Origin of the sequence: Fictibacillus sp. 18YEL24 (genome assembly GCF_015903855.1) — a bacterium.
GTDB lineage: Bacteria > Bacillota > Bacilli > Bacillales > Fictibacillaceae > Fictibacillus > Fictibacillus phosphorivorans_C.
On the sequence record NZ_JACZDT010000001.1, the window covers coordinates 607478 to 619985 of the forward strand.

Below are 12508 nucleotides of genomic sequence, written 5' to 3' on the forward strand. Positions count from 1 at the left end.
GTGTATTGAGATTTATATTTGGACAAAAAAATAAAACCCGGAACGAATTCCGGGTTTCTTCTTACAAGGAGGTTACTGATTAACGAAGTCCGCCTAGCGCTTGAGCTACAAGACGCTTAGTGATTTCGCCACCTACAGATCCGTTTGCACGAGAAGTTGTGTCTGGTCCAAGATGTACTCCGAACTCAGCAGCGATCTCTTGTTTCATTGCGTCAAGAGCTCCTTGTGCTCCAGGAACCACGATTTGGTTGCTGTTATTACGTGCCATGCGATTTCCCTCCTTTGGGATAATATGTACGAAAAACTGAATTGTTTTCCGTTAAATGTAGTATGGGTTAATTCTGAAAACCTATTCATAGAAATATAAATTTTTTTCAAAAAAAAACAAGAACTCGTCATATGTCCTTGTTTTTCAGCTCTTGGCTTAACAAATCTTCTTCTATTAATTGTGCTCTCTTTAACTCTTTTGCAGAATGTTTCTTAAAAAAGACTACCGTTCTCCAAGCAAAAATCGTAAAGAGGGCAAGCGTAATCAAAGCCGGTATGTACTCAAGTTTGTTCTCTGGAAATACGATTGGTAACATATCTTTGCACCCTTTCGGTAAACAATTCCGTCTTATTATACCAAATCTGAACAATAATTGATATGTTATACAGCTCTATTTGTGTTGTTTCTGTTAACGCTTTTTGATTGTTTGATACGTTTATCTGTGAGTTTGGCAAGAATGATCACAATAACGATGCCTAACGCAAACCCTGCCAAAATATCAGATGGATAATGAACACCAACATAGACACGACTTAAACCGAGTAGGAACGGAAGAAGCGCACCTGACACTAGGATCCAGCGCTTTTGATACCGTTGATAGAGAAGAACGGCTGCAAATAAGTAAAACGTTGTCCCTACCATAGCGTTTCCACTCGGAAAACTGTATCCGTCTTCTTCAAGAAGGCGGAAATCTAGCGGCCGTTCTCTTTGAAACATGGATTTCACTAGCAAGTTCAGACCATAAGAAACCAGAATACTTCCGATCAGTAACAAGCTGTTTCTCCATTGTTTCATTATGAAAAGAACAATTGCACCGATTAAGCAGAGTCCAGCCAGCACTTTTGCATCCCCTAAATGCGTGATAGCTAGCACCATTTCATTTAACCATTCTGTTCTGAGAGCCAAAACCTGTTCTCTTAAACTCGAATCAAAAGTGGTTATGAAACTTGAGCTGTAAAACGAAAGACTGATAAAAATCAACATACATAAACTCAAAATTACGTTCATTGTTATTCCCCCTACATATTATATTACTTCAGGGCATCCAAAATTAGGAATAGCAATTCGGGGGTTTACGGATAAAAATCAATTTACTACGTAATTAATTGAAATTACCTCGTAAAAAAATAAGATTACTACGTAAAAATCTATAATTACTACGTATTTATTCACCGATGTCTCTTTCAAACAGACAACGCTCATATTTTCCACCATGAGTGGACGCTGTGTTCATCAACTCTCTCACAAAAAAGAAAAAGCCCTCCTACAAAGGAGAACTTTCGCTTTCTGCTTCACATTCTTTTATATAACGATTCCACGGATGTTCTCTGCATTCTGTGCTGCACGAACGTTTATGCTCATGCTCACACTCTTCACACATCAACAGATGCGCGTTGCATTCTGGATTTCCGCATTTTACATAGCGTTCTTCAGGGTTTCCACAGTGATAACATTTTCCGACCACAACCTCTTCACCTGTTCGGTTAACTGGTACAGAGATTCGCTCATCGAACACATAACATTTTCCGTCCCACAGCTTTCCTTTGGCTTCTTCATCATATCCGTAAGAGATGATTCCGCCTTCGAGCTGCGAAACGTCTTTGAAGCCTTCTTTTACCAAGAATCCTGAAAACTTCTCACAACGAATGCCGCCCGTACAATACGTAAGGACTTTTTTATCCTTAAACTGACTGAAGTTCTCTCTCACCCATTGTGGAAGCTCGCGAAAAGTTTCCACGTCCGGTCTGATCGCATTCTTGAAATGGCCAAGGTCATATTCGTACGTGTTCCGCGCATCCAGAATCACGACATCCTCTGACTCCATTGCTTCCAACCATTCTTTTGGTGATAGATGCTTGCCAGTAAGTTCGTTTGGATTCACATCATCTTCAAGACTTAAGTGTACGAGCTCTGGACGGACACGAACCTTCATCTTTTTAAAGGCATGTTCGCTCGATCCCTCTATTTTAAAAACGGTATCTGCAAAACGAGGATCATTCTTCATCATCTTTATATATGCTTCAGTCTGTTCCACCGTTCCTGATACAGTTCCGTTGATCCCTTCGTTCGCTACAAGGATTCTGCCTTTGAGTCCGATTTCTTTACAAAGAGCAAGATGTTCTTCTTTAAACGCTTCAGGGTCCTCGATTGTTACGTATTTATAATACAATAATACTTGAAAGTCCATCATTACCACCTACTTATGCTTCTTAAAAAACTACCTTTCCTATAATAACAAATTATGAGAAAAAGAAAAATACAGGAAGCATCCTGTATTTTAGATTTTATTTAATGTGCAGTTTCTTAAGATGTCAGCTGCCTCATGTGCCTCTTCATCCTCTGCCAATTCAAGTGCTGTTTTCCCGTCTTCTTTGGCAAGGTAAGGGTCTGCTCCTTTTTCAACAAAGTAAGCGATCATCTCAGGATCATTGTGCTGAGCGGCTTGATGTAGAATGGTCCAGCCTCCGCTCTGCTTTTCGTTAATGTCTGCTCCGTGTGATAATAGGAGACTGATCATTTCTTGGCGATTCTTCATATTTGCTGCAGCTGCATGAAGCGGAGTGTTCGCCATATTATTTCCGGACTTCACATGAACATCAGCTCCTTGTTCGAGCAACAGTCTCACAATCTCCATATGTCCAAAGTGTGCAGCTAGATGAAGAGGTGACCACCCTTCACTCAGTGCGTTTATGTTTGTTTCTTCGTTTTTCAAAAGTTCTTCAACCACTGTCAAATTACCATCCATTGCTGCTTGGTGCAGATTCATAGTATCCACCCTTTCTGATCGTTGTTGTAAGACTACTTCGACTTCCCGACACGAAAACCCTTTTACATACATTTATTTACAAAATTTTTCTCTCATTCCCAGTTGTTTCGCGGTCTAAATTATGTGAACATTTAAATAGTGAAAGTCGTTGGGGGAACTGGATATTCGGGGGATATTATGCGTTTAAAAATATTATCTTTATCATTGGCTGCTTTTCTCGTAATGACAACTGCAGCACATGCTTCAACACCATATACGGTTCAGCAAAATGACACACTGTGGAAGATCGCACAGCATCAAAATGTAAGCGTATCAAATGTAATCGGAATGAATCGTTTGACGAGCCATAACATCTATCCTGGTCAAACGTTATACATTCCGTCATCTTCAAATCTTCACAAAGTAGTTAATGGAGAGACACTTAACAAAATCGCTTCGGCGTCAAATGTTAGTTTATGGGCAATTCAACAGGCAAACCCACAGATCAAAGAGATCAACTGGGTTTACCCTGGTCAAGTGATCGAGCTGCCAGCTTCTGTTGCTAAACAACAGTCAGCACCTAAATCCGCAGCTCCTGCACAACCTTCTGTCGGTTCTACTGCTACACAAGTTTCACAGCTTGTAAATGCAGAGCGTCAAAAAGCCGGCCTTGCCCCATTAACACTTGATGCTGAACTCAGCAATGTTGCTTTAGCAAAAGCTAAAGACATGATCCAGAATAACTATTTCGATCATAACTCACCGACTTACGGATCTCCGTTTGACATGATGCGCAGCTTTGGAATCGATTACACTGCTGCAGGTGAGAACATTGCAAAAGGACAAACTTCACCACAAGCTGTTATGACAGACTGGATGAACAGTCCTGGACACCGCCAGAACATTTTAAGCTCTAACTACGACTCTATCGGGGTAGGTTATTTTGAGGGAGCTTGGGTACAATTATTTAAAAAATAAGGATCTTCCGCACGACTTTCCACTAAAAAACATGCAGCTTTTCTAGCCGCATGTTTTTTATATGTGTTTGAATCGATTATCTGTTTCGATCTCACGGACGACATGTTGTATGTCATGAGGAGTAAGGAGACTTGTATGAAGAAGATGTTTTTGATTTAGCCCTGACTGTAAGAACTCATCAAAAAGAATCAAACATCTTTCGCCCATTCGTTCTTCTTCAATTCGCAAGGCATCCCTTTTTACCAATGTATCCTTATCTGCCCAAAGAACTACGTATTTAATCCTAACACCAAGGTCGCGCACCTGGTTACTTAACCATTCAGCATCCTTTGGAAAGATGATGTAATCGATAACAACGTCACTTCCATAATCAATGAAGTTCCTTGTAAGTTTCAGAATATTATTCCAGATCAAATCATGCTCCTGTTTACTTTCCCAAGGCTTCTCTCTGCCGTTTATGTGCATATGACTTATATCATCACCAGATAGATATGCGCTATTGGATAGACTTTTTACAAGCTCGATTGCCGTTGTTGATTTCCCGACTCCTGCAGGTCCTGACAGGAGATAAACGGTTACTGAATGTTCTGTTGTCACTGGTGTTCCTCCACACTTAAAACTTTAATTCTAATTCTTCTAAAAGTGCTTTTGCACCATTCGGACTGAGTACAAACTTTCCGCCTGCACACGTGGCATTCTGATCTGTCACTTCTCCTGTAATCACGCACGAGTTATTCGGTATGTATTTCTTTAAAATAATGCGGTCATTCTCTACAAAAATCTCGATACCGTCTTTAATGTCAAGATTCATCATTCGTCGTAATTCAATTGGAATAACGATTCTTCCTAACTCATCTACTTTTCTCACAATCCCCGTGCTTTTCATATGTTCTACCTTCCTTTTCCTTCTTTCCAAACGAAGAAGTAAAATCTGCACTGCATGTCACCTTACTCCATCACTTGGTAAATTATGTTTTTTCGCTGAATTAATCATCTCAAAAACTTTTATAAATAGGAAGAGGATATGAGTTGGGTTAATTTAATGAGCAGATAGGACTAATTTTGGTGTGAATGGTGTGAAAAAAGGATATTCTATATTTGTCATGAGCCGATAAACCTATAACATTTTCCCAAAATAAAAGCCTGCAGACACATGGGCTGTTGCAGGTTGCAGTTTTCATACCGTTTTTTTTCTTCCACGACAACCTCACTATTTCTGAAAATCAGAAAGACCTTCTAATGCCTTTCCAATTTTTTGATCAAAATCAATCGCATCAAGCATAGCAATGCCTTCAACAATGATGAATGTTAAAGGTGCTAGCTTCTCTTTTTCTTCCTCATCCGCTTGAATGAGTTCAGAGCAATAATGGATAAAGCTATCACCTATTTGTTTTGCAATTGAAAAATAGGGATCTTCTTTTTTTGAAGCAAGTGCTATTAGTTCAAGCCACAGCTGAATATAAGGCTTTACTACAGGCTCCTTTATTAATAGATATAGATGCGGCACCAATTGATTAAACGGAATAGGTGTTGTTTGTGCTTGTTCCAGAATGGTAATCAGGTTATCAGAAATCTGTGTCAATACCTCAGTCATAAGCTCTTCTTTGTCCTGATAATAATGAAGAAGCATCCGATCACTCGTTCCAGCTGCTTTTGCCAAATTTCTTAAACTTATGGCCTGAAGACCACTAGACAGAATGTGTTCAGCCATTTTATCTTGTAGTTCTTGTTTACGTAGTTCGCCTTTTTTCATCATAGTTTCCTCGTTGCATTTTTTATGTAGTATATGCTACATTTTTATTATGTAGCAAGTGCTACATTTTTAAAACAGGAGGGATTTAGATGATGAAGAATAATGCAGTAGCAGAAGTTATGCAATCAGAGAAAACACGCTTTTTTAGTATGAAACAAACTGGAATCTTAATGGCATTCGGAATTGTCTTTTGGTTTAGTGGCGCAATGGCAGTTAAATTTGGGTATGCCTTTGGGTTATTTGGCGAGACGGGAAGTCTGATTTCTTTCATACTTGCCTTACCAATATCTTGGCTATCTGTTTTGCTTATTGTAAAAGGTGCAGGACTTAAGCCCACTCAAATTGTTCCAGGTATCAGTTTAGGGCTTGCTACAGCCACATTTTTTGATGGAATTGTACTTACTTGGGGAACTTGGGTTTATGGTACGAATTCAGATCAAGTAAGTTATGGTGCAGCTTGGATCTTATGGGGAGCTTTTACGTTTTTAGCATTCGCATTCTTTGAAGCTTATAGAAAAGGAATAAAGCTGGCGTAGTTGTCAAAAAAAAATACCAAATACACTTTAGCTTTAGTGTATTTGGTATTACTTCACTCTCAAAACCTGACCCGGATAGATGCTGTAGTTATTATCAAGACTGTTCCAGCTTTTAATCTGCTGAATGGTACTTCCATATTGTTGACTAAGAGCATAGACCGTATCTCCACTTACCACTGTGTGATAGATCGCTTTCTTAGGAAGGTTAAAGCACTTCACAATCCCATTCACATGTCCACGCGCAATACTTTCGATAAACGAAGCTGTTTTCAATTTATTTGCATCATTCACGTTATCAATAAAACCGTTCTCTGTTAAAAGTGCAGGCATGTTTGATTCACGTAACACATGAAAATCTGCTGTCTTTTGTCCACGATCACTGAAATTCACGAGTTTCAAAATTTCTGCATGTACAAGATCTTGGTACGTCGTTGTGGGTGCTGTAGAGCCTGGATAGATGTAATCTTCATATCCTGTTCCCCCACCCGCATTCGTATGAATGGAAAGGAAAAAATCAGCTCCCCAAGCATTTGCAGCATTTGTTCGTTCTATTAATGACTTCGTAACATCTGTTGTCCTGCTCATCAGGATTGAGACGTTGTTATATTCCGCTAGTAGAATATCTCTGATTCGAAGTCCTATTTTTAAAGTTAGCGTTTTTTCTGTGAGGTTATTCGCAACCCCTCCTGGATCAGTACCACCATGACCCGGATCAATAAATATTTTCACCATTTTCATCACCCCTATTATTCATAGTATGATGAAGTCTATTAAAGTGTTTGTACATTTACTAGTTTTATAGAGTAGAAAATTTAAAATAGATAATGAGTTTGTCCAATCCCTTGTAAGATGTTCATCATAAACTATGGAATAGAGAGTATTCATTCTCTAGAATGTATTTAAAGATAATGGGGTGTCTTTTATGCGAAGTTTCTTAAGTTTATTAAACGGTTTGTTGGCAGATAAAAAAGTGCGTAAGAGTAAAAAGAACAAGAAAAGAATTGGCTAACAACCAATTGCCTAACTTCAATTATGAAGTTAGGCTTACATACATAAACGTTATTAATTATTTACGACCGGAATCCATATTTCAGCTTTATTCTGTATCTCCCCTGTAAAATAAACCTCAATCTCTGGCAAACCAGCATGTTGAAAGTCGGTTGCAGGAAACCATTCTCGGTAGATTTGACGAAACCCATGTAATATAGCTTCAGGACGTGGTCCTGGGCACGGGAAAACTGCCCAAGTAGCTGATGGAATCTTCGTAATAGTAAACGTATCAGAAACGGTAACTGACTTTGGTTCGCATCCGATCATATAAGTGAAATTTTCATCAAAATTTAAAGTTAGACCTAGTAAGGAAGTGTCTATGGATTCTAGATAGATATCCTCAATGGTTCCATTGCGCTTACACTCTCCCCAGAAATCTTGTCGAGTTCTTCCTTCATTTCCACAAGCTAGAGTTGTCGCTTTGCCAAACACTGTAAACGATTCTTTCTTTTCTATTAGATAATCCACTTCACGATCACCAGAAATGGTTAATTGAAACGATAACCGCGGAAAAGCCTTTAACGGCGCTCCTGATCGACGAGCTTCTGATGGAGAAATACCGTGGATTTTACGAAATGATTTAGAAAAAGATTCAGGTGTTTTATATCCAAACTTCCATGCAACATCAACTACTTTTGATGAACCACAGGCTAATTCTTGTGCGGCTAAAGTCAATTTGCGTTTTCGCACATATTCCCCTACTGTCATGCCCGAAATCATAAAGAACATCCGCTGAAAATGGAATGGCGAAGAATATGCTATTTTTGCAATTGCGTTGATATTTAAAGGTTCCTCCATCGTACTCTCCATATAATCTAGCGCCGCTTCCATCCGTTTGATCCATTCCATACTGTACCACCTCTATCATCCTGGCAATTATTTAAAGGTATATCTTCGCTCCTCTTCCATATAAACCTGCTACTATTCTCTTTTCGAACCTGTTCGTTGAAAGCATAGAATGACAGGATACTTAACAACGCTGCTTTTATAATGAAATAGAACGAACAAATTATTGAAAAGAGGGATCACGATGAAGAAACGTATGGCTAGTTTGATCACATTCGGTCTAATATTCTGCTGCAGTTCATCTACTTGGGCTCACCCTTCGAAACAGAAACATGTAGAATATGTTGCATTAGGGGATTCTATAGCTGCAGGAATGACGCCTTATGGTGGCTATGATGAAAGTTATCCCGATATGTTAAGAAATATGTTTCAGCGTTCGAACTCGAAACTCAAAGACTATGATAACTTTTCAATTTCGGGGTATCTCTCAGAGCAATTAAAGGACGATGTTGAAAACAACTCCCGTATTCGTAAAGAACTACGCAAGGCTACTCATATTACAATTACTATTGGGGCTAACGATCTCTTTCAAAAACTATTATCCGAACCATCAACCGCCCAACAAGGAATTGCAGCAGCAAGTTCAAATTTAAACACGACCTTACAAACGATTGACGAACTAAATCCTAAAGCAGATATCTATATCATGGGCTATTACAATCCCTTTGCTTATTATCCAGAAGAAGTTCAAGATTTCCTTGTTCCCCTTTTTGAGTCCTTGAATCATGAAATAGAAGTCAGAGCTTTAGAAAACGGTGATACCTATGTGCCTACAGCTCATGTTATCGATTCTGATTTTGAGAAATACATGCCAAATCCTGAGGATAACCATTTAAACGTTAAGGGATATAAGATAATTGCTAAAGAGTTTTGGAAGGTTATGAAAAAAGATAGATAAAAAAAAGACTCGTCATTGGCGAGTCTTTAAAATTCTATGAGTAGTTATTCTATACTTGTAAACGGATTAATCACTTTCCATCCACAACCTTCAAATAATTTTCTTAACAACCAAAGGTGATCACCACCTATTACCAAAAGTACACGTTCATCAACATGATTTGTCACGAGCTCAACCAAATTCTTAAAAATCATGAGTTCTCTTTCATACCATTTATTTAAGAAGGAGAAACCTACCTTTTCTCCTTTTTCATCTTCTATTTCCACAAAAGATAAATACAATTTCTCTAGCTCTTTAATGTAGCTGGTATCGTTTATCTCTTTAAATGAGTGGAGTATACTCACATCAGATTTTATCTCAGGTGTTTGTTCTAATAAACTAAACATCTCACTTTCAATGTTTGGATAAAACTTAACTGATTTGTTGAGATCAGTTAAATCTTCTTCAGTTAAATTTCCTGTCCAATTTATTGCATATACCCTTTCGTGTTGCAGTCGTTGTGCTAATCTAAATCCAATCTGATGAATTTCGCATATGGGGTAGTTATCATCTGTTTGCTCATATTCTCTATTTAACTCTTCATTCTGTGTCATTTCCCACTCTAATGCTATTTTAGATGGATTAAAATTCATTAAATAGTCAACTAGTTCTATAATTTCATTTATTTTATCGGCTACTATTATTTTCTGCTGTTCAAAATGATAAGTCCCTACTAAAATGATTTCTTTCATATACTAATCCTCATTCTTAGATTAAAACTTTACTGTTCTCTATAAACGCAGATAAAGTTCTTGAATATAAATCCGGTTGCTCTCTATGTACCAAGTGTCCAGCAAATGGGATGACAGCTATTTGCGTGTTAGCATGTAATTTCTTATACGTAACCGCTGCTTCCACTTCGAGTTCTTCCCTATCACCTACCATATACAAGATGGGAGCTGTCACATCTGAAAGTTCACCCGTTTCGTGAAAAGGGTAAAAATCAACTGAATTAAATGATTCAAGCAATGCTTTCCAATCATTGTTTCCATGCATTTGATTAAGTGCTTCTACAATCTCTGGATTATCGAATAGATTTTTATGATGTTCTGCTTCTTGTCTACTAAGTTCTTCCCAGTTGTCAGGTTGTTTTGGGAATACACCAGAAAATGTTAGCGTCTGAACTCTAGAAGGATATCTTTTGGCAAACATTAATGCTGCAACTCCACCAATAGACACACCTGCAATATGGCACTCATCAATGTTTAACGAATCGAGTGTGTCCTTTAAATCAATCACACATTGATTGAAATAATCTTCAAGAGTTCCTTCAGATTTTCCATGACCTCTTAAATCAGGTCTTATCACTTTAAAATGATTTTCTGCAAAATAATCCTTTTGCTCCTCATACTCTGTTAAACCCGTCATACCTCCTGAATGAATGAAAACAATAGGTTCTCCATCTCCTGCTGTGTATGTATTTAAGATCATTTACCGCAGCTCCAGTCGTTAAAGTATTGTCACTCTCTTAATTTACCATAATTTTCAATATTAAGTATCGAATAACCTACTTTGCATAATGTTCTAGAAACCAGACATCTTGCAAATGTTCTTCAATATAACGAATGTATAACGAATGGTCTCCTTCGTGACTTCACTATACATCCTGCTCACCTCACTACTATCATAATAGAAGGAGAAACTGAGTTTTTGATATTTTTTCTATTCTTTCTTTATTTTCCATACTGAGATTATCACCATCATATTAAATTACATAGCCGAAATTACTTAGTTCTATAATAAAAAAGCACTTCCTCTTCTAGAGGAAATGCAGTCTTATAATGTTTATCCATGCTTAAAATGCCTCTTGATTGTTCGATGTAAATTTTATCCTCAATATTACTGCAACAATGCTACTCGACATTCCAGCTAACAGAAACAGCCAAGTAAACCATTCCAGACCCACAGTCGGAGATCTAAAGGTTAACGAACTAGCCACAAATAATGTAAGACCGAGTATGGTGAAAAACAAGCTCAGTTTGTTTGTGTGATTACTTAAAAGCCATGTAGCCAGTAGTACAAGGATATACAGTAAACTGATTGTCATGAGTATTGGAAACAGTGGTTTAAATTTTGCGGCATAAATGAAATGATCAAATCCTGATATCTCAGAGACGTTTGTTACCGTTCCATGTTTCCATTTCGAAAAAATAGCCGAGTACTTCCATTCCCACTGTGTATCTCTTAATTCACTTCCTTCATACCATGCTGAAAACGTTGAAACAAGAAACACAATAACTGCTAAAACAAATTGAATAACATATGACATAAGTAGATTTCCTCTCGCTTGATAATGTACCTTATTTTACCATGTGAGACCTTTCGTTGCTTACTACTATTTGACTAAATTTTACTTTAAGGCAAATTAATTCTTGAAAGGCAGTAAATTTCTCACCACTAACATACATAATATGGTAATTTAGTAACATATACCATAAACAGAGGTGCAACCACTTATGAAAAAGTACATGGGGTTATTTGCAATAATCATTTTTATCGTGGGTTTGATACCAACTTGGCTTGGAAAATATATTGAATTCTTTGCAGCTTCTTATGCATGGTTTGCGCTTTGGGGCTATATTGTTGCCTGGATCTTAACACTTTTCTCAAGTAAAGGAAAATGGAAAACGGCAAGTATTTTGACGCTAACCTTATCTGGATTAATCGTGATAATCACTGTTTTTTTCTTAATCGTAACTTGGAATAAACCCTAATCTAGCCAGCTAAAATAGACCAGATTATTAGTCTGGTCTTTTAAATTACACGATTTTCTCCGCTAACTCTAGAATAATCCCCTCGGGACCACGAACATAGCAAAGTCTGTAGCTGTCTTCATATTGCTCGATCTCACTAAAAGTCTCTATGCCTTTCTCTTTCAAAATAGCAATAATAGCCTCAAGGTCCTCAACAGCAAAGCAAATATGCCGAATGCCTAGTGTATTTGGAGAATGTAGTTGTGGGTGAGATTCATCTGCAGGCGTATAATATTTGACGAGCTCTAACCAAGTGTGACCGTCAGGCATTCCTAGTCCTACACAACGTGTTCTAACATTCTTTAGTCCAACAATCCTGTCCAACTGGTCTCCCTCAAGTTCCCATTCCGCTTTTACTTCAAGACCTATATCAAGGAAAAAAGCTTTCGCTTCAGAAAGATTGTTTACATTTATACTCACATGATCGATTCTATTCACCTTCATAATCGCTTCCTCCAAGAGTTCATTTTAGCTCATAAGAAATATTCGATTGAACTTCTCTTTATCCTTTTTGTTTAAATAAATCCTTCAAAACCCTTCAACTATTTTAAATTACTTAAGTAGTTACATAGATTCATACTAAAACTACTAAAGATGGATCATGCGAAAATGCTTCTATAGTAAGACATGATCATTTTTCA

The 12508-nt window shown here is 37.7% G+C and carries 18 protein-coding genes; 4 read left to right on the forward strand and 14 right to left on the reverse strand.

Going from position 1 to position 12508, the window contains the following annotated elements:
• Window positions 1–79 precede the first annotated feature (79 nt).
• The 5 genes from HU823_RS03115 to HU823_RS03135 all read right to left on the reverse strand — a co-directional run bounded on the left by HU823_RS03115 (window position 80) and on the right by HU823_RS03135 (window position 3035).
• Window positions 80–268 carry an alpha/beta-type small acid-soluble spore protein gene (locus tag HU823_RS03115; protein WP_066395381.1) on the reverse strand — a complete coding sequence of 63 codons (189 nt, stop codon included), beginning with the start codon at window positions 266–268 and terminating at the stop codon, window positions 80–82.
• A gap of 127 nt (window positions 269–395) precedes the next feature.
• Entirely contained in the window at window positions 396–584 is a 189-nt protein-coding gene (locus HU823_RS03120; RefSeq protein WP_197221125.1) for a hypothetical protein, read from the reverse strand.
• A gap of 65 nt (window positions 585–649) precedes the next feature.
• A complete protein-coding gene (locus tag HU823_RS03125) occupies window positions 650–1276 on the reverse strand; it encodes a phosphatase PAP2 family protein (protein ID WP_197221126.1) in 627 nt (208 codons plus the stop codon).
• A gap of 256 nt (window positions 1277–1532) precedes the next feature.
• Window positions 1533–2456 (reverse strand): rhodanese-related sulfurtransferase, encoded by a 924-nt coding sequence (locus HU823_RS03130; protein ID WP_197221127.1) that lies wholly within the window; start codon window positions 2454–2456, stop codon window positions 1533–1535.
• A 90-nt stretch (window positions 2457–2546) separates the two neighbouring features.
• Entirely contained in the window at window positions 2547–3035 is a 489-nt protein-coding gene (locus HU823_RS03135) for an ankyrin repeat domain-containing protein (RefSeq protein ID WP_186320496.1), read from the reverse strand.
• 177 nt (window positions 3036–3212) lie between these two features.
• On the opposite strand from HU823_RS03135, the gene HU823_RS03140 reads away from it, so the two are divergent.
• The gene (locus tag HU823_RS03140) at window positions 3213–3992 is read left to right on the forward strand and encodes a LysM peptidoglycan-binding domain-containing protein (RefSeq protein WP_197221128.1); all 780 of its coding nucleotides are present in this window, start codon (window positions 3213–3215) and stop codon (window positions 3990–3992) included.
• A gap of 57 nt (window positions 3993–4049) precedes the next feature.
• On the opposite strand, the gene HU823_RS03145 is transcribed toward HU823_RS03140, so the two are convergent.
• From HU823_RS03145 to HU823_RS03155, 3 genes are all read right to left on the reverse strand, one after another.
• A complete protein-coding gene (locus tag HU823_RS03145; protein WP_197221129.1) occupies window positions 4050–4589 on the reverse strand; it encodes an AAA family ATPase in 540 nt (179 codons plus the stop codon).
• A 16-nt stretch (window positions 4590–4605) separates the two neighbouring features.
• Complete coding sequence (locus tag HU823_RS03150; RefSeq protein WP_144699557.1) at window positions 4606–4878, reverse strand: AbrB/MazE/SpoVT family DNA-binding domain-containing protein; 273 nt, start codon at window positions 4876–4878, stop codon at window positions 4606–4608.
• Between the two features lie 324 nt (window positions 4879–5202).
• On the reverse strand, window positions 5203–5748 hold the full coding sequence (locus HU823_RS03155) for a TetR/AcrR family transcriptional regulator (protein ID WP_197221130.1): 546 nt from the start codon (window positions 5746–5748) through the stop codon (window positions 5203–5205).
• 86 nt (window positions 5749–5834) lie between these two features.
• On the opposite strand from HU823_RS03155, the gene HU823_RS03160 reads away from it, so the two are divergent.
• The gene (locus HU823_RS03160) at window positions 5835–6281 is read left to right on the forward strand and encodes a hypothetical protein (protein ID WP_197221131.1); all 447 of its coding nucleotides are present in this window, start codon (window positions 5835–5837) and stop codon (window positions 6279–6281) included.
• Window positions 6282–6329: 48 nt separating this feature from the next.
• Here HU823_RS03160 and HU823_RS03165 read toward each other — a convergent pair whose 3' ends face one another.
• The gene (locus HU823_RS03165; protein WP_197221132.1) at window positions 6330–7013 is read right to left on the reverse strand and encodes an N-acetylmuramoyl-L-alanine amidase family protein; all 684 of its coding nucleotides are present in this window, start codon (window positions 7011–7013) and stop codon (window positions 6330–6332) included.
• A 330-nt stretch (window positions 7014–7343) separates the two neighbouring features.
• The gene (locus HU823_RS03170) at window positions 7344–8180 is read right to left on the reverse strand and encodes an AraC family transcriptional regulator (protein ID WP_197221133.1); all 837 of its coding nucleotides are present in this window, start codon (window positions 8178–8180) and stop codon (window positions 7344–7346) included.
• 181 nt (window positions 8181–8361) lie between these two features.
• Between HU823_RS03170 and HU823_RS03175 the strand changes: the two genes are divergently transcribed.
• Window positions 8362–9075: an SGNH/GDSL hydrolase family protein gene (locus HU823_RS03175; protein WP_197221134.1), complete on the forward strand. Its 714-nt coding sequence runs from the start codon at window positions 8362–8364 to the stop codon at window positions 9073–9075.
• Between the two features lie 44 nt (window positions 9076–9119).
• On the opposite strand, the gene HU823_RS03180 is transcribed toward HU823_RS03175, so the two are convergent.
• The 3 genes from HU823_RS03180 to HU823_RS03190 all read right to left on the reverse strand — a co-directional run bounded on the left by HU823_RS03180 (window position 9120) and on the right by HU823_RS03190 (window position 11383).
• Complete coding sequence (locus tag HU823_RS03180; protein ID WP_144699545.1) at window positions 9120–9806, reverse strand: DUF5694 domain-containing protein; 687 nt, start codon at window positions 9804–9806, stop codon at window positions 9120–9122.
• A gap of 16 nt (window positions 9807–9822) precedes the next feature.
• The gene (locus HU823_RS03185) at window positions 9823–10545 is read right to left on the reverse strand and encodes an alpha/beta fold hydrolase (RefSeq protein ID WP_144699543.1); all 723 of its coding nucleotides are present in this window, start codon (window positions 10543–10545) and stop codon (window positions 9823–9825) included.
• Between the two features lie 364 nt (window positions 10546–10909).
• Complete coding sequence (locus HU823_RS03190; RefSeq protein WP_197221135.1) at window positions 10910–11383, reverse strand: YjdJ family protein; 474 nt, start codon at window positions 11381–11383, stop codon at window positions 10910–10912.
• Window positions 11384–11570: 187 nt separating this feature from the next.
• Here HU823_RS03190 and HU823_RS03195 point away from each other — a divergent pair, with 187 nt between their 5' ends.
• Window positions 11571–11828: a hypothetical protein gene (locus HU823_RS03195; protein ID WP_197221136.1), complete on the forward strand. Its 258-nt coding sequence runs from the start codon at window positions 11571–11573 to the stop codon at window positions 11826–11828.
• Window positions 11829–11873: 45 nt separating this feature from the next.
• Here the strand turns inward: HU823_RS03195 and HU823_RS03200 are convergent, their stop codons facing one another.
• Window positions 11874–12311, reverse strand: a complete 438-nt coding sequence (locus tag HU823_RS03200) for a VOC family protein (RefSeq protein WP_197221137.1) — start codon at window positions 12309–12311, stop codon at window positions 11874–11876.
• Window positions 12312–12508: the final 197 nt, after the last annotated feature.

Excerpts from the sequence above, each read along its gene's own strand:
- HU823_RS03195 (WP_197221136.1), top strand. The coding sequence starts at position 11,571 with ATGAAAAAGTACATGGGGTTATTTGCAATAATCATTTTTATCGTGGGT.
- HU823_RS03165 (WP_197221132.1), bottom strand. The coding sequence starts at position 7,013 with ATGGTGAAAATATTTATTGATCCGGGTCATGGTGGTACTGATCCAGGA.
- HU823_RS03135 (WP_186320496.1), bottom strand. The coding sequence starts at position 3,035 with ATGAATCTGCACCAAGCAGCAATGGATGGTAATTTGACAGTGGTTGAA.
- HU823_RS03140 (WP_197221128.1), top strand. The coding sequence starts at position 3,213 with ATGCGTTTAAAAATATTATCTTTATCATTGGCTGCTTTTCTCGTAATG.
- HU823_RS03150 (WP_144699557.1), bottom strand. The coding sequence starts at position 4,878 with ATGAAAAGCACGGGGATTGTGAGAAAAGTAGATGAGTTAGGAAGAATC.
- HU823_RS03155 (WP_197221130.1), bottom strand. The coding sequence starts at position 5,748 with ATGATGAAAAAAGGCGAACTACGTAAACAAGAACTACAAGATAAAATG.
- HU823_RS03115 (WP_066395381.1), bottom strand. The coding sequence starts at position 268 with ATGGCACGTAATAACAGCAACCAAATCGTGGTTCCTGGAGCACAAGGA.
- HU823_RS03180 (WP_144699545.1), bottom strand. The coding sequence starts at position 9,806 with ATGAAAGAAATCATTTTAGTAGGGACTTATCATTTTGAACAGCAGAAA.
- HU823_RS03185 (WP_144699543.1), bottom strand. The coding sequence starts at position 10,545 with ATGATCTTAAATACATACACAGCAGGAGATGGAGAACCTATTGTTTTC.
- HU823_RS03175 (WP_197221134.1), top strand. The coding sequence starts at position 8,362 with ATGAAGAAACGTATGGCTAGTTTGATCACATTCGGTCTAATATTCTGC.
- HU823_RS03190 (WP_197221135.1), bottom strand. The coding sequence starts at position 11,383 with ATGTCATATGTTATTCAATTTGTTTTAGCAGTTATTGTGTTTCTTGTT.
- HU823_RS03200 (WP_197221137.1), bottom strand. The coding sequence starts at position 12,311 with ATGAAGGTGAATAGAATCGATCATGTGAGTATAAATGTAAACAATCTT.
- HU823_RS03125 (WP_197221126.1), bottom strand. The coding sequence starts at position 1,276 with ATGAACGTAATTTTGAGTTTATGTATGTTGATTTTTATCAGTCTTTCG.
- HU823_RS03130 (WP_197221127.1), bottom strand. The coding sequence starts at position 2,456 with ATGGACTTTCAAGTATTATTGTATTATAAATACGTAACAATCGAGGAC.
- HU823_RS03170 (WP_197221133.1), bottom strand. The coding sequence starts at position 8,180 with ATGGAATGGATCAAACGGATGGAAGCGGCGCTAGATTATATGGAGAGT.
- HU823_RS03120 (WP_197221125.1), bottom strand. The coding sequence starts at position 584 with ATGTTACCAATCGTATTTCCAGAGAACAAACTTGAGTACATACCGGCT.
- HU823_RS03160 (WP_197221131.1), top strand. The coding sequence starts at position 5,835 with ATGATGAAGAATAATGCAGTAGCAGAAGTTATGCAATCAGAGAAAACA.